Raw genomic sequence first — 24,266 nt, forward strand, 5'->3', positions numbered from 1 at the left:
TATTTATAAAGTTATAAAGAAAATATATCTTTTATAATATAAACAAAATCATTCTTTGGAAATTTATTTAAGTTTATTACATTTTCTATTGCATCAGCAAAATATAATTTATTATCACTTGGTAAATATGATATGCTGAATATTTGTGCATTGCTGTTTAATAATTTTTCTTTTGTATATCCATATTCTGACATGTCTATGAGTCTGCTTGGTATATTATCACCATAGAAAAGAAAAACAGCATGATTATATAATTTAGCTTTTACTATTTTGTCTTTATCATTATCATCTTTTTTGAAAAGTTTTTGATTATCATCTACATACAAATCAAATATTTCATTAAGTTCATTTTTTATATTATTTAAAACAGCTTCCCCATCTTTATCAATATCAACTAAAAAGAAATAGTAAGCATGTATTATAATAGATTTTTTATTTTTTATAACTTCAGCATTAATAAAAACTCTTGATGAATTAATAGAATACATACTGTATCCGAAATATCTTAATCTGTCTATTATATTTTCTTTACTTACTTTTTTATTTATATTATGCTCTAATATAGAATTATTTTTTATGAATAATAATTTTCTTTTATTGATATTAGAAGCATCAATATACAGAAATACCAAAGTTATTATTTCAAGTATTATTAAAATTATAGTTATATATATTTGATTATTGTTATAGATTGAAAAGAAAATTAAGTTGGCAAACGCTATGGCTATTATACCATAAACGCTTGCCCTTAATAACTCTTTTTTGAAGGAGAACAGCTTATTATTGTTCATTATTACTAATTTATTTGATGAATTTATTATCTATAAGTAGTTACTTCTTGATAAGCTCTTACAGCTCTATCAATTACAGCTTTTGTAAAGCTAAGAGATAATTCAGCTTCAGCAATGGCGTTCATTACATCTGATACATCAACCTGATCAGGTCTAATACCAGCTTGAACTATTATATTATCTCTGTCAACCTGTTTCTGATTTACAGCATCAATGGCATCGCTTAACATTGTACCGAAATTGCTTATTAAATCATTGCTTGAACTTCTTCTTAACTGCTGAGCAGGTCCATAATGTCTAGGGTCAGTAGTTTTAAGTACAAATCCGTAATTATCTCCTACATTACCTGTTCTTGTATTATTCATACTATAAGCATTCATTACATTATTAATATTCATAAAAATATCCTTAAAATATTATTGCTGTAGTAAAAAAATTAATATCTTATTATATTCAAAGCACTTCCAAACATAGTTTTAGCTGACTGAATCATAGTAGAGTTTGCTTCATAAGCTCTTGAAGCCTCCATCATATCAACCATTTCTGTAACAGGGTTAACGTTAGGCATTTCTACATAACCAGCTTTTTCACCATATTTGATAGCATCAGGATGAGAAGGATCATATACAAATCTAGTTGCAGTTTCCATATCCTTTTCTATGCTGAATACTCTTACTCCTGTACCAACATTAGGTTGTAAAGCATCTGGTAAAAATGGGCTTCTGTATTTATTGCCGTCATCTCTAGGCTTGAATATTACTCTGCTTCTTCTGAAAGCTCCGCCCTCTGTAGTTCTTGTTGTATTAACATTTGCTATATTATCAGCTATAACATCTAATCTAGTTCTTTGAGCAGTTAAACCGCTTCCTGATGTATTTATAATTGAAAATATTCCCATTTCTGTTACTCCTTTAATAATTTAAATAATACTGATTAAGCATTACCTATCATTCTTCTGATTTCTCTATATTGAGCATTAACTATTTGCGTAAACATTTGATATCTTAAAGTGTTTTTAGCTTCTTCAGCCATTTCTTTATCTATGTCCACATTATTTTTATCATTTCTATAGCTAGTATCATAATCTACTGTAATAGTAGGTGAAACTTGTTTATAATCCATAGGCATATGAAAAGGAAAATGTCTTGAATCAGTTCTTTTAGCTTCCATACCATTATAATTTTCACTGTCTAAAGCTCTAGCAAGCTGATATTCAAAAGTTACATCGCTTCTTTTGAAATTAGGTGTAGATACATTTGCTATATTATCGGCTATAACCTCAGCTCTAAGTCCATAAACATTTAAAAGCTTCTTGGCTACTGTCATAGTTTTAGCATAGGTTGTATCAGCAAACATACTCATAGTTATAACCTCTAAATTATAAAATTATACTTATGAATATTGTCGGTTTAATGAAAAAGTGCTTTAACAATTTTTTAGGATTATATTATGTAAATTATATTGGTATATACCTAAACAACTATATTTTGTCAATTTTAATTTTTTAATTTTATTGTTTGTGGTGGCTTTACCCACCGCTCTGCGTGCCGTAAGCAAGGACCTACTCAGTGTTGCCACAGGCGAATCCTGCCTCGCTGTGCGTGCCTTCGGCAGGCGAGAAGCTTATATCATCGATAAACTCGGATACGCTTCGCGAAAGGCTATATTTGGATTTAATTTAATAAAGTATCTTACATGTAATACAATTTTAATATAATTTACTACTAATTTTATACTTGCACTTTTTGCAACTTTGGCGAAGCCCTCAGAGCGTAAGCGGCGGGAAAAAGTTGAATAAAAAAATTGACAAACTTAAAAATTTTTAGTATATATTAATTTAACAATCAATATCGTAAAATACTATTTTATAAAATGTATTATAATTAGATTAAATTTTATATTTTTATTTGAAATACAAACTATTCATAACTTCTTTAGCGAATGATATTAAATTACTGCTCACTGTAACAGTTGCTGATATTGTAAGTATTATAGATTCTTCGCCTTTACCTACTACAGTTATAGCATTAAAGAAATCATTTTTATTTATCTTTGATATGAATATATACTCTGCAAATAAATCATTATATTCTTCTCTTTGTCTTATTGATATAGGTGTAATTATAGAGTAAAGCTCCCCTCTTCTGCTTCTAAATCCGTCAAAAAGCTCTTTTATAGCAACTTCATCATATTTTTTATCGCTATAGCTTATGATCATTGATATTCTCTTATCAGAACTTTCTATTTTTAATAAAGATCCTTCTATAGAGGCATCGAAATTTTCAGGAACTAATAAATTAAATCTGTCAGGATTAGCCTGTATTGCTGTTAATCTTCCTGTATCAAATTTTGAATTACCTATTAAATATTTTATATTATTTATTCTGTTTATAATATTTGAATCATTTTTATTTATAGTTAATGCTCTGTCTAAAATATTCAAGGCATCATCATATTTATATAATGCTCTATAAGCTACAGACATATTAATCATAGATAAAACATCTTCATTATCTATTGATATGGCTTTTTTATATTTTTCTATAGCCTCATTATGTTTTCCTTCTATAGAAAGTAAAATTCCGTACTGTCCGTAAACACTTGAATCAGCATTGCCAAAAGATATCAGCTTTTCTATTACATTCTTTGCTTCTTCATATTCATAAGTGCTTATAAGTGCCTCTATCTTGTTTTCAAGTAAATCTTTATCATCTTTTATAAAATTAAGAGCATTATCAATCAATTCTATTACAGATTTGAAATCATTTTCTTCATAATATATGTCAATTAAAACTAAGTATCCATATTTGTATTTATTATCTTTTTTTATCAGTTCTAAAGCTAATTTTTTGGCATAAGAAATATTATTTATATCTATAAGATTATTAATTTTTTCTGCAATAATATCATTATTTTCTTTGATGATATCTTTAATATCTTCATCTATTGCTGCATTATCATAGACATTATTAATATTTTCAGTCATATTATCTCCAATTAACTATAGTAAAACCTTTATCTTTATTTTTTAAAGCATGCTCTTTTAATTTATTATCAGGATTAACGCATACTTTAGTGTCGGCAAAATTAAAAAGAGGTAAATCACTTATAGAATCGCTGTATGCTATATTTTTATCGCTATGATGAGGAAAAAAATGCTCAGTAAATAATCTGTATCTTTTAGCAGCACCATAACAATTTTTACCGTACATATATCCTGTATATTTTCCCCTAAAAGTCCATAACTCAGTACCCATACATCTATCAAAACCTAAATTTTCAGCTATATATTTAGCATAAATCTCAAAACTAGCAGTAACTAAAATCAATGTATATCCCTGATTTTTTAGCTTCTTTATCTCTTCTAAAGCATCCTTATAATATAAAGAAGGTACAACCTCATCAGCAAATTCTTTACCTATTTTATCTCCAAATTCTATATCTATATTTTTGAATATATGTGCTATTTGGTATTTTATTTTTTGATTATCTATTATTTTTAAACAAAATAATAAAAAATAAGGTATCAAAGCTATATAATGCATTATACTTGAAGGATTTTTTTTTAAATAGAACATCATAAATGGAAATATGGAATCTTTATTTAATATAGTTTTATCCAAATCGAAATATGCAACTCTCATCATAAAATGTATTCTACTACAAAAAAATCATTTGTCAAAGGAATTTTCAGATTTTAACTTATAATTAATAAAAAAATTATGTAAACTAAAAAATCGCTTGACTATAAATAAAAAATTTAATATTATATATTAGATTTAATATTAATTAATAATTGTTATAAATAATAGTTTATAAATATATATAATTTTAGGAGATAATATGCTAAGAGAATTAGTGATATACGGAGATGATAGACTGCAGAAAGTATCAGAAAAGATAGAAAAAATAGATGATGAAATACTCACTTTAATAGATGATATGTTTGAAACTATGTATAAAGAGAGAGGAGTAGGACTTGCTGCTGTTCAGATAGGAGTATTGAAGAGACTTGTAGTTATATCTGTTCCTGATTTTGATGATGAAGAAAAACCTGATTTCAAATTAGCCTTAATAAATCCAGAGATAATATGGCATAATGATGAAACTGAAAGTTTAGAAGAAGGATGTCTTTCTTTCCCTGAAATAAGAGATGATGTTGCTAGATATACTCAAATTAAAGTAAAATATTTGGACAGAGACGGTAATGAACAGATACTTGAAGCTGAAAATTACATAGCTAAAGTACTTCAGCATGAAATAGATCATACAAATGGAATATCATTTATAGACAGATTAGAATCATATCAGAAGAGAAGATTAAAAAGAGAATTAAAAGAACTCAGAAACAATACAGTTAGAGGCATAAAAAAGGCAAGCAACAGAGAAATGTTAAAAAATAGCTGATTAATTATGATAAAAAATATAATATTCGATTTAGACGGAACTTTAGCTGATTCTATATTAGATATATATAATTGTGTAAATTCTGCATTAACACATTTTAATATAAAAACTATATCTTTAGAAGATGCCCGTCAATTTGTTGGAAAAGGCGCAGGAAGACTAGTAAAAAAAGCTGCTAATAAATATAGTGATAGTACTGAAAATGAAGAGGAAATATACCAATTTTACCTCAAATACTATGAACAACATTGTGTTGATAATACAAAACTTTATGATGGAGTTTATGAAACCTTAGAACTATTATACAATCATAATATTAATATGTTTGTAATAAGTAATAAACCTAATAAAATGACTCTAAAAACTACAGAAAAACTAAATATATCTAAATATTTCAAAGCAATTATAGGAGATGGTGTTTATCCATACAGGAAACCTGATGTTAATATATGGCATAGTTTAAAAAAAGATTATGATTTAACAGAAGATGAAACTATTATGGTTGGAGACGGAATACCTGATTATGAATTTGCTTGTAATGCAGGTATAAAATGTTTATTAGTTCTATATGGAATAACAGATAAAAACATTTTGTTAGAATTAAAAAACAATTATTATTTAAATTCATTCAATGAGATTGCCGATTATATAATTAATAAAAAATTTTAATTTAAAAAAATTATATACTTGACAATACTATAAAATATTTGTATATTAGAATGAATTATTTATTAGTAATATGATAAGTATTAATTTAACAGTAACAGTAACAATATGAAAAATAATAAATTTAAGTACACTAAAATCCGAGATAATAATACTATTTCTTCTTACATAGAGGATATATTATTCAAAATCAAATCAAAATTAAGTAATAGTAATAATATTCAAAGAATAAGAACAACTTATGTTCATTCTACAAGATATATAGGAAATAACAAAAAAAATAACATATTTCTAACAATAATTAAAAAGTTTTCATTAGCTGTAATATCATTATCGTTATTTATGATTTTAGCTAATTTTTTAATAATTAATATGCGTCATACTTCTAAAGGAGTGGTTTTACCTGATGATAAAGCACTTGCTAATGAAGCATATTCTAAAATATTGGATGAAATATCACCAGAACAAGTAAGCTATAATACTTCAAGCATATCAGAAGTACCTACGGTAACATCAGCTGTAACATTAGAAAATGCTACAGATATATTCTATAATTCTATAGCTTCTGATAATACTTTGGTTGGAGATGGCACTATTGGAATGAAATATGATGAATATATCATAGAAGAAGGTGATAATCTTACTACAATATCAAGAAAAATAGGTGCCAATTTAGATACTTTAGTTAGTGTTAATAAAATAACTAATGCCAATAGATTAAGACCTGGACAAAAAATCGTAATACCTAATCGTAACGGATTATTATACACAATAAAAAAAGATGAATCTATAGAAGAAATCGCTGAAAGATATGATGTATCATTAAATAGAGTTCTTTCTTTCAATAAAATAAGCGATCCTAATGACATTGAAGTTGGAGATGATATATTCCTACCAGGAGCTAAATATACTTTAGATGAAAGAATAGATAAATTCGGACAAATGTTCAGCATTCCTACTACTATAACTAGAATAAGCAGTGTATTTGGATATAGAGTTCACCCTATAACAGGTGTTAGAACTAAACATATGGGCGTTGATATACCTGGAAGACTTAATACTCCTGTATATGCAGCTAGAAAAGGAAAAGTAATATTTGCCGGATACAGCGGAGGTTATGGTAATTTAGTAATAGTTCGTCATGATAAGGGTTATACTACATATTACGGACACCTTAATTCAATAACTACAAAAGCAGGTGCTACTGTAGGTGTTGGCGTTATGATAGGAAGAATGGGAAGCACAGGAAGATCTACAGGAAGTCACTTACATTTTGAAGTTAGAAGAAATGGTGTGGCATTAAACCCTGCTGATTTTATACCTATAAAAAAATTCTTAAGAGGAAGAAGATAATAAATATTTAATAATAAATAAAGGGATTCTTATAATAAGAGTCCCTTATTTTTTATATTTCAGAAATTATTAGTATTTGCAATATATTTTGATTTTTGTATAATGTTTCAATTATGAATGATGTTATTAAAGTAATTAATATCCTAAATGATATACCAGAACCTTTTTCTGTAGACGGAATAATAAAGACTTTTGAAGCAAGCTCTAAAGATTTTATCAAAAGTTTTGCTGTCTACTTTTACAAAGAAGAAATAGGAGAAGCAAGATTATGGTATACATCTAAGAATAAATTAGTTATTAATGACAAAACAAATAATAAAGAATATACATTATTTGCTAGAGGTAATAAATTCGGATATATAATAATTAATACAGATAAAAACGAAGATAAGATACAAATACTCATAAATTATTTATCAATAATATTATATAGCGAAAAACTTTCATTTCTGGCAAACAGAGATAAGCTCACAGGTTTATACAATCGAGGATATATAATAAAATATCTGCAGGAAAAAGAAATTACTAATGAAATATATTCTATAGTTATAGTTGATCTAGATAAATTCAAACATTATAATGATACTTACGGACATAATATAGGAGATCATGTATTAAAATTAGTATCACAAGTAATGAAAAACTCTTTAAAAAACATGAAATATAAATCTGTATTAGCAAGATATGGAGGAGAAGAATTTATTATAGTATTTGATATCGATAATAAAAAAGATCTTCTCAATGCTATGGAAGAAATAAGAAGTTCAATAATAGAGACAGATTTATCTACAGAAGAATACTCCCTAAAAGCAACAGCATCTTTAGGCGGTGCTATAAAAGAAGAAAATACCACTTTAAGAACTTTTATAAATAAAGCAGATCAATCATTATATAATGCCAAAGAAACAGGAAGAAACAAATCTGTTATATTAGATTTTTAATTAATTTTTTGGAAAGATTAGAAATAATAGTCACTTTTATTTAGCTTTAGTATGTTAAAGCTAAATAAAAGTGGGAGATTATTTATGAAAAATACTATATAATATAACCATTACCACAAACTATGGTAAAAAATAAATATAAAAATTTAAATATCTCTAAGAAGAACTATATCTTTATATTTAATAGTTGTATTTCCTCTGGGTATAACAGTTCCACCTTCCCTTTTTATCATAACTATTAAATTATTTTTAGGTAAATTTAAATCTTTTAATTGCTTATCTTTCCAAGGATGACGATTATTAATATGTATCTCTCTAAGACTAATATCATAATATTTAGTTTTTTTAGCATTAAGTATAACAACATCCCCCTGCTCTATTACAGTTTTACCATGAGGAATAATAGTACTATCTCCCCTTTCAACTGTTACTATAATAGATTCTTCAGGAAGTTCTATTTCCATAATAGGTCTTCCAACCCAATGATGTGTAGGAGGTATTTTCACCTGTATAAGCTCCATATCTGAATCATCAACATAGTCGTTGAAAGTTTTAAGTACATCTTCATCAGAGTCTACCAAATCAAGCTTTTTAGCTATTATAGGAAGCAATGTACCCTGAAGCAATACAGATATTATAGCTAGGAAAAATACCACATGAAATATATCATAACTTATAGAATTATTATTAACTATTACAAATATAGCAAATACTATAGAAGCTGCTCCTCTAAGTCCTGCTGCCATAACAAGAATCTGCTTTTTCAATGATATTTTAAATGGTGTTAATATGGCAAATACAGCTATAGGTCTTGCTGCTAATGTTACAAATAATGCTACATAAATAGAAGTTGGTGCTACACTTAATATTCTTGAAGGAAAAGATAAAAGTCCAAGTAAGAAAAACAGAACCATTTGCATAAGACCAGTAACACCATCAAAGAAATGAACTAAAGCAACTTTATTTTTAATCTTTGTATTTCCCAAAACTATACCAACTACATAAACAGTTAAATATCCGTTTCCTCCTATAACAGAAGAAAAAGAATATGAAAGCAAAGCTACAGCAAGTACAAATATAGTATCAAGTCCATTAATAGGAAATCTGAACCTTTTTAACATATTATAAGCCATAAAAGATACAGCCGCTGCAACTGCCAAAGCAAAAACTATTTGAGAAAAAACCATATAGGCAATAGCTAAAGGAGATGTAAGAGTTTTTCCTATAAGCCCTAAAAATATAACTGTAAGCATATAAGACATAGGGTCATTACTTCCGCTTTCAAGCTCAAGCAATGAAGCAAGTCCGTCTTTAAGGTTCAAACTCCTAGAACGAAGTATTGAGAACACTGAAGCAGCATCTGTTGATCCTACAACAGAACCTATTAAAAAGCTTTCAAAAAAATTTAATTTAAGCAAATAATGACATAATAATCCTGTAATCATAGATGTTATAAAAGTACCTACAAATGAAAGGAGAAATGCCTGCTTTGATACAGGTTTGGCAGCTTTCCAATTAGTGCCGAATCCTCCGTAAAACATAATGAATATCAATGTTATAGTACATAGTTCTTCAGCAATTTTATAATCATTAAACTCTATTTTTAAAATACCATCTGTACCAAAAACCATTCCCAAAACTAAGAAGAGTAAAAGAGATGGTACACCTACTTTAACCGAAATTTTACTTACTATTATGCATAGTATAATTATTATAGAAGATAACAATATAGATGAATTCATAAAAACCTATTATTAAAAAATATATTTATATAAATTATATAAATATATATGGTTTTAAAAAAAATACAAATATTATTTTTTAATTAGTAATAAAAATATAATTGAATATATTATTTCAATTACATTTACAAAAAACTAATTGATTTATAATTGATTTTTTGTTTGTCATAATTTATCATTCCATAAAAAATAACAATACATACATTGGGTACTATATGAAAAATGTTATTTTTGTAATTACAGCATTTATTTTAGTGATTGCTGTAATTTCATGCGGCGGAAACAAAGAAACAAATCAATCAGAACAAAATACTCAAACTAATCAAAAATCACAAAACAACAATACACAATCTCAAAATATTCAAACTAATACATCACAAACAAATAATCAAAAAGAATTCTTTGATATGAAATATGTTTATAAAGGTATTAGAGCAGATAAAACCAAATTTGATGAAAAGCTTAAAAAATTAAGAGAAAATAATGAATATGCAAAAAGGAATTTTGATTTTCTTAATAGGAAATTTGCAAATGATGATGAAAGAAAAAAATATTCTATAGAGTTTATATCAAATGTTAATTATGCTACATTAGATCTGGAATTCTTAATAAGCTGGGGTAACTGGGGTATATATAGTGAAGTTGAAGATTATTATGCTGTTGGATATTTATATGTTGATCAAAATTTAGCATTAAAAAAAGCAAGAGAAGAATTATTAAAATTAAATAAAAAAGATGCTGATGTTTATTTAGCTTTATTCTTATCTCATTTTGCTTGCGATTCGCTTTATTATTTTGAAGAAGAGAAAAAATATTTAACAGAATGGAAAAAAGCAGGCGGAACTAATATATCTATGATGATAGAAAAGTATGATGATGATAATGCTTATAGTAATAAAATGAAATTAGTTGATTATATAATAGAAGCTCCCAATTCTTTAAGAGCAGAAAAATTAGTTGCTGATGCTTATAAAGATAATTTCTATAAGTACATTGTAAAAGATAATGGATATATAGATTTATTCAATGAAAATAATTATTCTTTAACTTCAATTGAATTGGAAGGTACAGCCCGTTTATCTTCAGTAGAAATAGCAGAAGAAATAGGCAATACAAATATAATGAAGAAATATATAAAAACTTATATAAATAATAGATTAGCTAATGATGATATACAAGACTATTTAGAATATTATCAAAATTATTACAATATTAATGCCGTTTATTGTTATGACGGTTGGAATAACCTTAATTTACTTGAGTTTAAAAAGAATACATTTTTAATTGAAAGCACTATGAAGGGATTAGTAAATATGCATTATTATAATCCTGATTTTATAAAAGATAATTTATATGCTCCATTTAAAGAAATAAAAAATTATAATTTCAGACTTGTAGATATAGATAAAGTAAAATCTGCTGAAATTAATTCGATTTCTACAAATGATTTGAAAGATTATACTAAAGACTCTAAATTTATAGATTCAGGCAATTTTGATATAAAACAATATTCATCTTATATAGCTAGCAACATGTATTATCCTTTACATAGCGTATCTTTCTTCTTATGTGATATCAATAATGACGGCAAAGAAGAATTAATGCTTTCAGGAAAATATACGAGTTCTACTGGAAGAGGCGGTATAGCACATTATACTTTACTTTTAAAAGATAATTTGGAAATAGATTTTGATTCAGAAACAGGACAGTTTATTAATTATCGAGATTTTCAAGATTTGGGATGTACTCAAAAAATATACACAGAAAATGGCAAAAATAAAATGTTTTTATTGGATACTCTTAATAATGAAGCATATAATATATTTATTGATAATAATGAAATAAAGAATGCAGATTATTTTGATTATATTACATATAGTTATCAGCCCAAATTGGAATGGAAAGGAAGTATACTTGACGGAGTACCTGAAGGAGCTTTAAAAACTGATGCAAGTTTTGATATGTCTAAAGCAGAGAATGCATCAGACAAAGCAATAGTGTCCGATAGAACTTTAAGAGTAGCTGATAAACTTATAAGCGATGCCTACTTTGCTAAAAAGACTACTTTGGATAAACAAGGTCAGGAAGAATTATTAGAACAAAGAAGAGCGGAAATAAAAACTATTCAGGAAGCAAAAGGCGATATTAAAGCAATAGAAGCTGAGATGCTTAAGATTTTGAATATACAATAATTTTTAATTGTTTAAATAAAAAGTGCATGCATTATATATGTATGCACTTTTTTTATTGATAAAAATATACAAATTTCATAAACTTTACTTTTATAATTATTTTTTGTATAATAATATTATGAGAGATTTTGATAAATTAAAACAAATATTAAATGAACCAGTTACCATTGAAAATTTAAATAGAATTAATGATTATTTTATACGCTATTTGTTTTCGCATGCGGGCAATGAAAATATAGCTTTAAATTTTATTAATGCAGTATTTAAAGATTTAGACTTTGAAACTTTTAAGAAAATAGAAATATTAAATCCTTTTAATATTGCAGAAAATTATGATGAAAAAGAAAGCATTGTTGATATAAAGGCTACTACAGAAAAAGGAATAACTGTTTTAATAGAAATACAATCCAGAGGAAATGAAGATTTTGTAAAAAGAGCTTTATATTATTGGGCTTATAATTATAGTTCTAGTTTAAATAGAGGTTCTTTTTATGATGGATTAAAGCCAACTGTAAGTATTAATATTACAAACTTTATACTAACAGATGAAGATAAAGTGCATAGCTGTTATATATTAAAAGAATTAAATAATAATAAGATTTTAACAGATCATTGTCAACTTCATTTTGTTGAGCTTCCTAAATTCAATTTTAACGATATTAATAAAATAGAAAATATTGATAATATACATAGAGAATTCATTTCTTGGGTAAAATTTTTTTATATAAAAAATTATGAGCGTCTAGTAAATTTATTTACTAGACTCAAAAAGCGAATAATTTTTTATTTATAAATTGGGGAAGATATGTCTATCTTAATGAAAGAAAATACTATATTTGAGGAAGTAGAAAAGAAATGCCGTACTTTTGTTAATGATAGTCCTGTAATGGATAAGTATAAAAAACGAGAAGTAGATACATATTTCTTTAATAAGAGTATGGAGTTGGATATAAAGAAAGCTAAAGAAGAAGGTATTAAAGAAAATCAAATATTAACAGCTAAAAATGTGAAAAAAGAAAATATAGATATTAATATTATAAGTAAAATAACAGGATTGAGTATAGAAGAAATAAAAAATTTATAATAAATATAAAAGTTATAATAAAAAAGTGCTTGCATATTTTTTATATGTATGCACTTTTTTTATTATGAAAAATATTTTTTAATTGAAATTTTGATAGTTTTAATTTATTATACAAAAATCAAAATACTTACGGACGGTTTAATATGAAAAATTTTATTTCTATAATTGCAGCATTTATTTTAATGATCGCTATTATTTCCTGCGGAGGCGGAAACAAAGAAGCAAATCAAACATCACAAAATACCAACTCTCAAACTTCATCAGACAATCAAAGTAAACAAACAGATAATCAAAAAGAATTCTTTGATATGAAATATGTTTATAAAGGTGTTAGAGTCGATAAAGCTAAATTTGATGAAGAGCTTAAAAATTTAAGAGAAAATAATGAATATGCAAAAAGAAATTTTGATTTTCTTAATAGGAAATTTGCAAATGATGATGAAAGAAAAAAATATTCTATAGAGTTTATATCAAATGTTAATTATGATCCATTTAGTGAAACATTCAGCAGTTGGGATAAATATAATGAAGATTTGACAGATTATTATGCTGATGAACATTTATATGTTGATCAGAATTTAGCATTAAAAAAGGCAAGAGAAGAATTATTAAAATTAAATAAAAAAGATGCTGATGTTTATTTAGCTTTGTTCTTATCTCATTTTGCTTGCGATTCGCTTTATTATTTTGAAGAAGAAAAAAAGTATTTAACAGAATGGAAAAAAGCAGGCGGAACTAATATATCTATGATGATAGCAAAGTATGATGATGATAATGCTTACAGCAATAAAATGAAATTAGTTGATTATATAATAGAAGCTCCTGATTCTTTAAGAGCAGAAAAATTAGTTGCTGATGCTTATAACAATGGTTTCTCTAGATATATTGCAAAAAATAATGGATATATAGATTTATTTAATGAAAATAATTATTCTTTAAGTTCAATTGAATTGGAAGGTACAGCTCATATAGCTTCAGTAAATATAGTACCGGAAATACTTAATACAAATATAATAAATAAATATTTAAAAACTTATGTTACAAATAGACTCAGCAATGATAAATTATATTTTGATGATGCGGAGTATTTTAGAAATTATTATGATCATAATAATGAAGATGCTTATGACGGATGGAATGGGCTTAGTTTTCTTCAGTTTAAGAAGAATACATTCTTAATTGAATCAAGAGTAAATATGCATTATTATAATCCTGAGTTTATGAATGATCATATATATGCTTCATTTGAAGAGGTAAAAAATTATAATTTCAGACTTGGAGATATAGGTGAAGTAGAATCTGCTGAAATTAATTTAATTTCTACAAATGATTTGAAAGATTATGCTAAAGGCTCTAAATTTATAAGTTTCGGTAAATTTGATGAAGAAAAATATTTGGAGTATATAGATGAAACAATGGGTTGGCGTGTATATCCATCTTTCTTTTTATGCGACATCAACAATGATGGTAAAGAAGAATTAATGCTTTCAGGGGATTATGATTATGGCGGAGGAAGAGGCGGTACAGTGAATTTTACTTTACTTTTGAAAGAGAATTTGGAAGTAGATTTTGATTCAGAAATAGGACAGCTTATTAATAATCAAGATTTTCAGGATTTAAATAAAAGTCAAAAAATATATACTGAAGACGGTAAAAATAAAATGTTTTTGTTAAATGAAGCTTCTAGTGAGGCTTTGGATATATTCATTGATAATAATGAAATAAAGAATGCAGATTATTTTAATTATATTACATATAGTTATCAGCCAAAATTGGAATGGAAAGGCACTATACTTGACGGAGTACCTGAAGGAGCTTTAAAAACTGATGCGAGCTTTGATATGTCTAAAGCAGAAAATGCATCAGATAAAGCAATAGTGTCAGACAGAACTTTGAGAATGGCTGATAAACTTATAAGCGATGCATATTTTGCTAAAAAAGCTACTTTGGATAAAAAAGGACAGGAAGAATTATTGGAGCAAAGAAGAGCAGAGATAAAAACTATTCAGGAAGCAAAAGGCGATATTAAAACAATAGAAGCTGAGATGCTTAAGATTTTGAACATACAATAATTTTAATAGTTTAAAAAAAGTGCATGCATATTTTTTTATATGTATGCACTTTTTTATTGGTAAAAATATTTTGTAATTGAAATTTTAATTATTTTAATTTATCATAAAAAATAACAATACATGAAGAGGGTAAAAACATGAAAAATATTATTTCCATTATTTCTATTTTTGTTTTAACGGTTTCGATAATTTCCTGCGGAGGCGGTAACAAAGAAACAGAACAAACAGAAAATACTCAAACTAATCAAACAGAAACTAATAAAGTATATGTTAATCCAACAACTACAAATGAAAATCATAATACAGATATTGATATTAACATTGATACAACTAAATATACTAATGAATATATTCAAGGTACAGAAATGGATCCTATACCTACAGGATATAAAAAAATAGATGAAATACTTAATGAACATAAATATAAAGCACCAATATACGAAATATCAAAATTATTGGCAGAGGAAGGCTTGGAAGGAAAAATCACTGAAATGACAAATTTTGGTGATAAATATATATATCAAGATTCTACTCCTTTGTTTTTGGCAGTACAATTCGGATACAATGATTTAGCAAAAGAGCTTATAAAAGAAGGTGCTGATGTTAATGCCAGAGCAAGCGGTATGGAAACAGAAACAGAAGGCGGTCTTGATATGCTTTACTATGCTGTTAGAAATAATAATCCTGAAATGACTAAAATCTTAATTGATAAAGGACTTGATAAAAATAGAGATTATGGTTATGAATATTCTACTTATTTGACAGATATTGCTATTGGCAACAACAATCTTGATATACTTAAACTTCTTGTAAAAAGAGGAGATTCAAAAGAAACTTTAATTCCTGATGCAGTAAGAGAAAATAATATAGAAATGGTTAAATATTTATTATCTATAGGACAAGATATAGATGCACAAAGATTTTTTGACGGTTTTTGGGTTGATTCTCCTTTGAAAGTAGCAGCTGAAAACGGATATATAGAAATGGCTAAATTTTTAATTGATGAAGGAGCAAATTTAAACTCAGCTGATGATTATATGCTTTATGCATATAATAATTATGATATAACTAAATTATTAGTAGATAATGATGTTTTTAATCTTAATACTAATACAACTAGAGAAGAAGCTATAGAATTAGTAAAAGACGGCAAATATTATGAAATAGAAAAATTATTATTAAGTGAAGATTCAAATAATATAGACGGATATGATGAATTAATGAATGCTATATCTAAAGGCGATATGAAAGCATTAGAAAAACTTGTAAAAGATGATACTGATTTGAATAAACAATATGATAAGATTACGCCTCTTGGTTTAGCTGCTGCTAGAAATGATAGAGAAATGGTTAAATTCCTAGTAGAGAAAGGTGCTGATATAAATTTAGAAGACGGATACGGATATACTCCTTTAATAATAGCAATGAAGTATCGTAATATTGGTTTAGCTAAAGATATTATTGATTTGAAGCCGGATTTAAATGCTATATGTTCAGCAACAGGAGATACTCCTTTAACATATTTAGTAGATAAAGTGAAATTTGGATCAGATATTTGTTATTATTTGATAAAAAATGGTGCTGATGTAAATAAAAAAAATAATAACGGAGATACTCCATTAATAGTTTCCGTACAAAATTTTATTTTAAGTTATGGTATATTAGGAGTTCTTATAAATATGGGTGCCGATTATAACATTAAAAACAAAGAAGGAAAAACAGCTATGGATATTGTTATGGAAAAAGATGACAAAGCAACACTTTATCATTTAAATAATCCTGACGATTTAGAATACTATCTTACTATATAAAAAATAATAAAATAAAAAGTGCATGCATATTTTTTTATATGTATGCACTTTTTTTATTCTTAAAAATATTTTGTTGAAAATTTAATTATTCTAATTTATAATGCGAAAACTACAATACATACGTGGGGTACTATATGAAAAATGTTATTTTTGTAATTACAGTATTTATTTTAATAATTGCTGTAATTTCATGCGGCGGAAACAAAGAAACAAATCAATCAGAACAAAATACTCAAACTAATCAAACATCACAAAACAACAATGCACAAAATACTCAAACCAATACTTTACAAACAAATAATCAAAAAGAATTCTTTGATATGAAATATGTTTATAAAGGTGTTAGAGTAGATAAATCTAAATTTGATGAGAGGCTTAAAAATTTAAGGAAAAATAATGAATATGCAAAAAGGAATTTTGATTTTCTTAATAGGAAATTTGCAAATGATGATGAAAGAAAAAAATATTCTATAGAGTTTATATCAAATGTTAATCATTCTCCTTTTGAAGCAGATTTCTATAAGCCTGATGAATATGATTATTATGCGGCTGAATATTTATATGTTGATCAAAATTTAGCATTAAAAAAAGCAAGAGAGGAATTATTAAAATTAAATAAAAAAGATGCTGATGTTTATTTCGCTTTGTTCTTATCGCATTTTGCTACAGATTCGCTTTACTATTTTGAAGAAGAAAAAAAGTATTTAACAAAATGGGATAAAGCAGGCGGCACTGATATATCTATGATGATGTCAAAAGGTTATGATAATAATAATACTTATATAAAAAAAATGAAATTAATTAATTATATAATAGAGGCTCCTAATTCTTTAAGTGCAGAACAATTACTTGCTTATGCTTATAACAATGATTTAAGTTATTATATTTTAAGAGAAGACGGATATATAGATTTATTTAATGAAAATAATTATTCTTTAATTTCAATTGTAGATGTAGGTAAATATAAGGTCTCTTCATTAAATATAGTACCAGAAATAGTTAATACAAATATAATGAACAAATATATAGAAACTTATATAAAAAATAGATTAAGTAATGATAATATTAATAAAGATTTAGATTATTATCAAAATTATTATAATCTTGATACTGAAGATGCTTATGATGGATGGAATGGACTTAGTTTTCTTCAGTTTAAGAAAAATACATTTTTAATTGAACCAAAAGCAAAGATGCATTATTATAATCCTGAGTTTATAAAAGATCATTTATACGCTTCATTTGAAGAGATAACAACTAATTTCAGACTTGGAGATATAAGTAATGTAAAATCTGCTGAAATTAAGTTAATTTCTACAAATGATTTGAAAGATTATACTAAAGGCTCTAAATTTATAAATTCAGGTAACTTTGATAAAGAAAAATATTCTAATTATATAAGTGAAAAAATTGGGTGGCCTTTGCATTCACCGTCTTTCTTTTTATGCGATATCAATAATGACGGCAAAGAAGAATTAATGGTTTCAGAGGGATATGATTATATAACAATAAGAACCAATATAGTGAATTGTACTTTACTTTTGAAAGAGAATTTGGAAGTAGATTCTGATTCAGAAATAGGACAGCTTATTAATTATAATTATTTTCAAAATTTAAACTGTATTCAAAAAATATATACTGAAGACGGTAAAAATAAAATGTTTTTCTTAGATGTAAATACTGATAAGGCTTTGGATATATTCATCGATAATAATGAAATAAAGAATTCAGATTATTTTAATTATTTCACATATAATCCTAAATTGGAATGGAAAGGCACTATACTTAAAGGAGTACCTGAAGGAGCCTTAAAAACTGATGCGAGCTTTGACATGTCTAAAGCAGAAAATGAATCAGATAAAGCAATGGTATCAGACAGAACTTTGAGAATGGCTGATAGACTTATAAGCGATGCATATTTTGATAAAATGGCTACTTTAGATAAACAAGGTCAGGAAGAATTGTTGGAGCAAAGAAAAGCAGAAATAAAAGCTATTCAGGAAGCAAAAGGAGATATTAAAGCGATAGAAGCTGAAATGCTTAAGATTTTGAATCTACAATAATTTTAATAGTTTCAAAAAAGTGTATGCATTATATATGTATGCACTTTTTTTATTCTTAAAAATATTTTGTTGAAAATTTAATTATTCTAATTTATAATGCGAAAACAACAATACATACAGAGGGTTTATTATGAAAAATGTTATTTTTGTAATTACAGCATTTATTTTAGTGATTGCTGTAATTTCATGTGGCGGCGGAAACAGCGGTAACAAAGAAACAAATCAATCAGAACAAAATACTCAAACTAATCAAAAATCACAAAACAACAATGCACAAAATACTCAAACAAATACTTCACAAACAAATAATCAAAAAGAATTCTTTGATATGAAATATGTTTATAAAGGTGTTAGAGCAGATAAAACCAAATTTGATGAAAAGCTTAAAAAATTAAGAGAAAATAATGAATATGCAAAAAGGAATTTTGATTTTCTTAATAGGAAATTTGCAAATGATGATGAAAGAAAAAAATATTCTATAGAGTTTATATCAAATGTTAATTATGCTACATTAGATCTGGAATTCTTAATAAGCTGGGGTAACTAGGGTATATATAGTGAAGTTGAAGATTATTATGCTGTTGGATATTTATATGTTGATCAAAATTTAGCATTAAAAAAAGCAAGAGAAGAATTATTAAAATTAAATAAAAAAGATGCTGATGTTTATTTAGCTTTATTCTTATCTCATTTTGCTTGCGATTCGCTTTATTATTTTGAAGAAGAGAAAAAATATTTAACAGAATGGAAAAAAGCAGGCGGAACTAATATATCTATGATGATAGAAAAGTATGATGATGATAATGCTTATAGTAATAAAATGAAATTAGTTGATTATATAATAGAAGCTCCCAATTCTTTAAGAGCAGAAAAATTAGTTGCTGATGCTTATAAAGATAATTTCTATAAGTACATTGTAAAAGATAATGGATATATAGATTTATTCAATGAAAATAATTATTCTTTAACTTCAATTGAATTAGAAGGTACTGCCCGTTCATCTTCAATAGAAATAGCAGAAGAAATAGGCAATACAAATATAATGAACAAATATATAAAAACTTATATAAATAATAGATTAGCTAATGATGATATACAAGACTATTTAGAATATTATCAAAATTACTACAATATTAATGCTGTTTATTGTTATGACGGTTGGAATAACCTTAATTTACTTGAGTTTAAAAAGAATACATTTTTAATTGAAAGCACTATGAAAGGATTAGTAAATATGCATTATTATAATCCTGATTTTATAAAAGATAATTTATATGCTTCATTTAAAGAAATAAAAAATTATAATTTCAGACTTGGAGATATAGATAAAGTAAAATCTGCTGAAATTAATTCAATTTCTACAAATGATTTGAAAGATTATACTAAAGGCTCTAAATTTATAGATTCAGGCAGCTTTGATATAGAACAATATTCATCTTATATAGCTAGCAACATGTATTATCCTTTACATAGCGTATCTTTCTTCTTATGTGATATCAATAATGACGGCAAAGAAGAATTAATGCTTTCAGGAGAATATACGAGTTCTACTGGAAGAGGCGGTATAGCACATTATACTTTACTTTTAAAAGATAATTTGGAAATAGATTTTGATTCAGAAACAGGACAGTTTATTAATTATCGTAGTTTTCAAGATTTGGGATGTACTCAAAAAATATACACAGAAAATGGTAAAAATAAAATGATTTTATTGGATACTCTTAATAATGAAGCATATGATATATTTATTGATAATAATGAAATAAAGAATGCAGAAGTTTTTGATTATATTGCATATAGTTATCAGCCAAAATTGGAATGGAAAGGCAATATACTTGATGGAATACCTGAAGGAGATTTAAAAACTGATGCCAGCTTTGATATGTCTAAAGCAGAGAATGCATCAGACAAAGCAATAGTATCAGACAGAACTTTAAGAGTAGCTGACAAACTTATAAGCGATGCGTATTTTGCTAAAAGGGCTACTTTAGATAAACAAGGTCAGGAAGAATTATTAGAACAAAGAAGAGCAGAAATAAAAACTATTCAGGAAGCAAAAGGAGATATTAAAGCGATAGAAGCTAAAATGCTTAAAATTTTGGGTATACAATAAAATAAATCAATCCCTTATATTTAATATAAAACTATATTAAAATATAAGGGATTTTACTAAAAGAAGATGGATAAAGTCTATAAAAATTCAATCTATGATATTTTTCAAATCCCTTATTATAGTATCTATATTAGATAACTGCAAAGCCGAATAATTTTTAAGTTTATTTGCTATATATAAAAGTTTCTTAGTTTTTTCTATATGATCATAACTAAATAATATAGCTATAGGCACATTCAAAGCATTAGCTATTTTATTTAAATTTATTATAGATATGTTTCTTTTACCTACCTCAACACTTTGAAGATATTTAGCTGATATTCCAGACATTTCTGCTATTTCTGATATTGTTTTAGTCTGTGATTTTCTTATAGCTCTTATATTTTTTCCAACAGAAGATATAAGCTCATCATCTTCTATCCATCTCTCTTTATTAGTATTATCTTCTTCTTTATTATCACTAAGCATATTATTATAAAAAGGTTTCTTTAAATTAGTAGTAAGCATACTCAAACCTCCGCATTATGTTTGTATTTGTCAAACATACCATCTTCCCTAAAACTATAAAAAGAATTACCGGCAACTATAATATGATCTATCATTTTTATTTCTACCATTAAAAATGCTTTATATAAAACCTTTGTAATTTCAATATCCTCTTTTGATGGTTTGGATATACCAGATGGGTGATTATGAGATATTATAACATAACTTGCTCCTAATGATAATGACTTTTCTACTAAATCCCTTGGATATATAGTAGCAGAATCTATTGTGCCTCTGAATATATGATCCATAGATATGAATCTTTTATTTACATCTAAACAAATAATAGAAAAAGTTTCAAATTTTAATTTTCCTAATTTTATAATAAGATAATTAATTAAATCTTTTTTCTTTATATGAGGGGAAGCTACTTTCAAACTGCTCAGTAAATAATACTCCAAAATAGAAGGAATACTTTTTATTAGACTAATCTTTTTTGAATTAAGCCCCTTAACCTTTGACAGTTCTTCTTCTGAAGCATTAACTATATTATGCAGATTGTAAAAATTATAATAAAGTTTTTCTACTATAGTATTTGCTTTCTCTAAGGATATGCCATTAGAGATAATTGAAGCTAATATTTGTTTTTCATTCACTATATCAGCATTACTGCTTGCTAAGGCACTACTGAATTTTGTATTATCATTATAAAAATCATTATACATACGCATTTCCTTAATAAATTATAGTATAGCCTTAGTTAAACAAATTCTTTTTTAAAAATAAGCCATTTATTAAAGAAAATAAACAGTATATATTTAACTTTTATAACTTTTTTAAAAAAATTATCATTATTATAAAAAATTTATATAATATCAATAAGATAATGTATATATTAATTTTATTCTTCCACTTGATTCTGCACCATTATTTTCACCAATAGCAGAATCTTCTATTACAGCATAGAAAACTTTAGTTTCACCTTTTTTCAAAGTAAATCCCTGAGTGTATTCTACTATTTTTGTATTATTGGCTCCGGTTATATCTTTAAAAATAAAAGCGTCTTGAGTACTGTCATAATTAAAATTAATATCAGGAGAATCATAATCAGTTATCAGAGTTTCAGTACCAATAGATAAACCTTTTTTATCATACATAGAAATTTTAGAATCTAAAGATATACTAATAGTATTTTTATCTTTATCTTCATACTGAATATCTGTGGTATAAATAGTGGAAAGAATACTTTTAGTTTCCCCTATATTCAATTTGAATAAAGAATCAAAAAATAAACTAGGTTTTTCTTTTGAAGTTATAGTGTTTATTGTTTTTGTTCCATTAATGGTATTAGCTATTCTCATATCATAGCTTAAACCAGCATGATCTAAATATTCATCACTTCCAATAGTTTTATCATTAAAACTTCTAGCACTGATATTTTCTATTTCTAAATTTTGAATCTGCAAAGCTATTTTATTTTTCTCTATAACTTTCATAGGCATATAAGGAGAACGTCCAGGTTTTCCAATATCAGCAATATCCCTTGATAAATCTATTTTACTGCCTTCTACTCTAGGAGCATAACTATTATCATTTGCTATAGATAAAGTGCACCAAGGATATATCTCTATAGTACCATCAGAATGAACTATACCTACAGGATCATATTCATAAAAATAAGTAAACCCATCAATAGCAAACTTAATCTGACTATTTAAATTAGCACTGTCAGCGCTAGCTTCCCAGCCTAATTCAACAGATCCCCATTCTATAGGGGCGGGTATTCCTAAAATTGATTTCCATTTCACAGGTATAGCAAAAGCAAATACTAATTTTGAATAACTATCTATTGCTATTAAATAATTATCAGTGTCAAGTCCGGCACTTCCTGTAAATCTATAAAACCAAAATCTTTTTAATCTATCGCTTTTATTGTATGCACTTGTTGATGAGAAAGTAGGATTCATATTCTTATACATATAATATTTAACTTTATTAACTGTGAACCCTGCTGCTTTAGTATTAGTTCCGTCATAATAATATTCATTTCTGGAAAGATCATTAATTTTCCAAGTATCATCTTTTATAAGCATATATTTAGGTTCATTTTTTAATCCAAAAGAAGCAGCTATAACATATTCACTGTCAAGATCAAGAGTAAAGTTTCTATAATTAGGAGTATTCCAAGGCTTTTTTCCGTCATCATTATTAAAAGGATCTTCACTAGGATCTAAAATATCCTCTCCTCCAATATCAGGTTCATCTGTACCATTTCCGCTGCTTGCACTACTCATTTGCTGATAATAATATCTGGGACTAAAATAACTTCCGCAAGTATTTAAAAATATTAAATTAAATATTAACAATAAAATAATAAATAAAGTATTTTTCATAAAAATAAAATCTCATATGTAATTTTACTTTAAATTATACTAATAAAATAAATTAAGTAAACAATATTTTTATTGATTATTCTACTAATTATCAATATAAAAAAAAACGCCCAAGACCTTGCCTAAGCAAAGCCTTGGACTAAACACTATAT

The 24,266-nt window shown here is 26.1% G+C and carries 18 protein-coding genes and 2 pseudogenes; 10 read left to right on the top strand and 10 right to left on the bottom strand.

Annotated features, from left to right (window positions below; all coding sequences use genetic code 11):
* Nucleotides 1-11: 11 nt before the first annotated feature.
* From BRSU_RS07805 to BRSU_RS07830, 6 genes are all read right to left on the bottom strand, one after another.
* A complete protein-coding gene (locus tag BRSU_RS07805) occupies nucleotides 12-791 on the bottom strand; it encodes a hypothetical protein (protein ID WP_048594801.1) in 780 nt (259 codons plus the stop codon).
* Nucleotides 792-817: 26 nt separating this feature from the next.
* Complete coding sequence (fliE, locus tag BRSU_RS07810) at nucleotides 818-1,189, bottom strand: flagellar hook-basal body complex protein FliE (RefSeq protein WP_012670384.1); 372 nt, start codon at nucleotides 1,187-1,189, stop codon at nucleotides 818-820.
* 38 nt (nucleotides 1,190-1,227) lie between these two features.
* Nucleotides 1,228-1,689 (bottom strand): flagellar basal body rod protein FlgC, encoded by a 462-nt coding sequence (gene flgC / locus BRSU_RS07815; RefSeq protein ID WP_012670385.1) that lies wholly within the window; start codon nucleotides 1,687-1,689, stop codon nucleotides 1,228-1,230.
* 35 nt (nucleotides 1,690-1,724) lie between these two features.
* Nucleotides 1,725-2,153: a flagellar basal body rod protein FlgB gene (gene flgB / locus BRSU_RS07820; RefSeq protein ID WP_012670386.1), complete on the bottom strand. Its 429-nt coding sequence runs from the start codon at nucleotides 2,151-2,153 to the stop codon at nucleotides 1,725-1,727.
* Nucleotides 2,154-2,694: 541 nt separating this feature from the next.
* Nucleotides 2,695-3,777 (bottom strand): tetratricopeptide repeat protein, encoded by a 1,083-nt coding sequence (locus BRSU_RS07825; RefSeq protein ID WP_048594802.1) that lies wholly within the window; start codon nucleotides 3,775-3,777, stop codon nucleotides 2,695-2,697.
* A gap of 1 nt (nucleotide 3,778) precedes the next feature.
* Complete coding sequence (locus BRSU_RS07830) at nucleotides 3,779-4,438, bottom strand: HAD family hydrolase (RefSeq protein ID WP_048594803.1); 660 nt, start codon at nucleotides 4,436-4,438, stop codon at nucleotides 3,779-3,781.
* Nucleotides 4,439-4,634: 196 nt separating this feature from the next.
* Between BRSU_RS07830 and def the strand changes: the two genes are divergently transcribed.
* The 4 genes from def to BRSU_RS07850 all read left to right on the top strand — a co-directional run bounded on the left by def (nucleotide 4,635) and on the right by BRSU_RS07850 (nucleotide 8,158).
* Complete coding sequence (gene def, locus BRSU_RS07835) at nucleotides 4,635-5,198, top strand: peptide deformylase (RefSeq protein WP_048594804.1); 564 nt, start codon at nucleotides 4,635-4,637, stop codon at nucleotides 5,196-5,198.
* A 6-nt stretch (nucleotides 5,199-5,204) separates the two neighbouring features.
* Complete coding sequence (locus BRSU_RS07840) at nucleotides 5,205-5,867, top strand: HAD family hydrolase (RefSeq protein WP_048594805.1); 663 nt, start codon at nucleotides 5,205-5,207, stop codon at nucleotides 5,865-5,867.
* Nucleotides 5,868-5,972: 105 nt separating this feature from the next.
* Nucleotides 5,973-7,217, top strand: a complete 1,245-nt coding sequence (locus BRSU_RS07845) for a M23 family metallopeptidase (protein ID WP_048594806.1) — start codon at nucleotides 5,973-5,975, stop codon at nucleotides 7,215-7,217.
* Between the two features lie 113 nt (nucleotides 7,218-7,330).
* Nucleotides 7,331-8,158: a GGDEF domain-containing protein gene (locus tag BRSU_RS07850; RefSeq protein WP_048594807.1), complete on the top strand. Its 828-nt coding sequence runs from the start codon at nucleotides 7,331-7,333 to the stop codon at nucleotides 8,156-8,158.
* 146 nt (nucleotides 8,159-8,304) lie between these two features.
* Here BRSU_RS07850 and BRSU_RS07855 read toward each other — a convergent pair whose 3' ends face one another.
* Nucleotides 8,305-9,900, bottom strand: a complete 1,596-nt coding sequence (locus tag BRSU_RS07855; RefSeq protein WP_048594808.1) for a potassium/proton antiporter — start codon at nucleotides 9,898-9,900, stop codon at nucleotides 8,305-8,307.
* Between the two features lie 215 nt (nucleotides 9,901-10,115).
* Here BRSU_RS07855 and BRSU_RS07860 point away from each other — a divergent pair, with 215 nt between their 5' ends.
* The 6 genes and pseudogenes from BRSU_RS07860 (at nucleotide 10,116) to BRSU_RS07885 (ending at nucleotide 21,235) form a co-directional block, all read left to right on the top strand.
* Nucleotides 10,116-12,092, top strand: coding sequence for a lysozyme inhibitor LprI family protein (locus BRSU_RS07860; protein WP_048594809.1), 1,977 nt, complete (start codon nucleotides 10,116-10,118; stop codon nucleotides 12,090-12,092).
* A gap of 118 nt (nucleotides 12,093-12,210) precedes the next feature.
* Nucleotides 12,211-13,176: pseudogene (locus BRSU_RS07865) on the top strand (Rpn family recombination-promoting nuclease/putative transposase).
* 143 nt (nucleotides 13,177-13,319) lie between these two features.
* Nucleotides 13,320-15,248 carry a lysozyme inhibitor LprI family protein gene (locus BRSU_RS07870; protein WP_048594810.1) on the top strand — a complete coding sequence of 643 codons (1,929 nt, stop codon included), beginning with the start codon at nucleotides 13,320-13,322 and terminating at the stop codon, nucleotides 15,246-15,248.
* Nucleotides 15,249-15,385: 137 nt separating this feature from the next.
* Nucleotides 15,386-17,059: an ankyrin repeat domain-containing protein gene (locus BRSU_RS07875; protein ID WP_048594811.1), complete on the top strand. Its 1,674-nt coding sequence runs from the start codon at nucleotides 15,386-15,388 to the stop codon at nucleotides 17,057-17,059.
* A gap of 134 nt (nucleotides 17,060-17,193) precedes the next feature.
* The gene (locus BRSU_RS07880) at nucleotides 17,194-19,122 is read left to right on the top strand and encodes a lysozyme inhibitor LprI family protein (protein ID WP_048594812.1); all 1,929 of its coding nucleotides are present in this window, start codon (nucleotides 17,194-17,196) and stop codon (nucleotides 19,120-19,122) included.
* Between the two features lie 130 nt (nucleotides 19,123-19,252).
* A pseudogene (locus tag BRSU_RS07885) lies at nucleotides 19,253-21,235 on the top strand (lysozyme inhibitor LprI family protein).
* Between the two features lie 87 nt (nucleotides 21,236-21,322).
* Here BRSU_RS07885 and BRSU_RS07890 read toward each other — a convergent pair.
* The 3 genes from BRSU_RS07890 to BRSU_RS07900 form a co-directional block, all read right to left on the bottom strand.
* Complete coding sequence (locus BRSU_RS07890) at nucleotides 21,323-21,742, bottom strand: helix-turn-helix domain-containing protein (protein ID WP_048594813.1); 420 nt, start codon at nucleotides 21,740-21,742, stop codon at nucleotides 21,323-21,325.
* 2 nt (nucleotides 21,743-21,744) lie between these two features.
* Nucleotides 21,745-22,446 (bottom strand): JAB domain-containing protein, encoded by a 702-nt coding sequence (locus tag BRSU_RS07895; RefSeq protein WP_048594814.1) that lies wholly within the window; start codon nucleotides 22,444-22,446, stop codon nucleotides 21,745-21,747.
* Nucleotides 22,447-22,596: 150 nt separating this feature from the next.
* On the bottom strand, nucleotides 22,597-24,114 hold the full coding sequence (locus tag BRSU_RS07900; protein WP_048594815.1) for a hypothetical protein: 1,518 nt from the start codon (nucleotides 24,112-24,114) through the stop codon (nucleotides 22,597-22,599).
* Between the last annotated feature and the right edge of the window lie 152 nt (nucleotides 24,115-24,266).

Origin of the sequence: Brachyspira suanatina (assembly GCF_001049755.1) — a bacterium.
Taxonomy (GTDB): domain Bacteria; phylum Spirochaetota; class Brachyspiria; order Brachyspirales; family Brachyspiraceae; genus Brachyspira; species Brachyspira suanatina.

Coding starts and splice junctions, on each gene's coding strand:
- BRSU_RS07860 (WP_048594809.1), top strand. CDS start 10,116: ATGAAAAATGTTATTTTTGTAATTACAGCATTTATTTTAGTGATTGCT.
- BRSU_RS07830 (WP_048594803.1), bottom strand. CDS start 4,438: ATGATGAGAGTTGCATATTTCGATTTGGATAAAACTATATTAAATAAA.
- BRSU_RS07805 (WP_048594801.1), bottom strand. CDS start 791: ATGAACAATAATAAGCTGTTCTCCTTCAAAAAAGAGTTATTAAGGGCA.
- fliE (WP_012670384.1), bottom strand. CDS start 1,189: ATGAATATTAATAATGTAATGAATGCTTATAGTATGAATAATACAAGA.
- BRSU_RS07855 (WP_048594808.1), bottom strand. CDS start 9,900: ATGAATTCATCTATATTGTTATCTTCTATAATAATTATACTATGCATA.
- flgB (WP_012670386.1), bottom strand. CDS start 2,153: ATGAGTATGTTTGCTGATACAACCTATGCTAAAACTATGACAGTAGCC.
- flgC (WP_012670385.1), bottom strand. CDS start 1,689: ATGGGAATATTTTCAATTATAAATACATCAGGAAGCGGTTTAACTGCT.
- BRSU_RS07875 (WP_048594811.1), top strand. CDS start 15,386: ATGAAAAATATTATTTCCATTATTTCTATTTTTGTTTTAACGGTTTCG.
- BRSU_RS07895 (WP_048594814.1), bottom strand. CDS start 22,446: ATGTATAATGATTTTTATAATGATAATACAAAATTCAGTAGTGCCTTA.
- BRSU_RS07880 (WP_048594812.1), top strand. CDS start 17,194: ATGAAAAATGTTATTTTTGTAATTACAGTATTTATTTTAATAATTGCT.
- BRSU_RS07900 (WP_048594815.1), bottom strand. CDS start 24,114: ATGAAAAATACTTTATTTATTATTTTATTGTTAATATTTAATTTAATA.
- BRSU_RS07870 (WP_048594810.1), top strand. CDS start 13,320: ATGAAAAATTTTATTTCTATAATTGCAGCATTTATTTTAATGATCGCT.
- BRSU_RS07840 (WP_048594805.1), top strand. CDS start 5,205: ATGATAAAAAATATAATATTCGATTTAGACGGAACTTTAGCTGATTCT.
- BRSU_RS07850 (WP_048594807.1), top strand. CDS start 7,331: ATGAATGATGTTATTAAAGTAATTAATATCCTAAATGATATACCAGAA.
- BRSU_RS07845 (WP_048594806.1), top strand. CDS start 5,973: ATGAAAAATAATAAATTTAAGTACACTAAAATCCGAGATAATAATACT.
- BRSU_RS07890 (WP_048594813.1), bottom strand. CDS start 21,742: ATGCTTACTACTAATTTAAAGAAACCTTTTTATAATAATATGCTTAGT.
- BRSU_RS07825 (WP_048594802.1), bottom strand. CDS start 3,777: ATGACTGAAAATATTAATAATGTCTATGATAATGCAGCAATAGATGAA.
- def (WP_048594804.1), top strand. CDS start 4,635: ATGCTAAGAGAATTAGTGATATACGGAGATGATAGACTGCAGAAAGTA.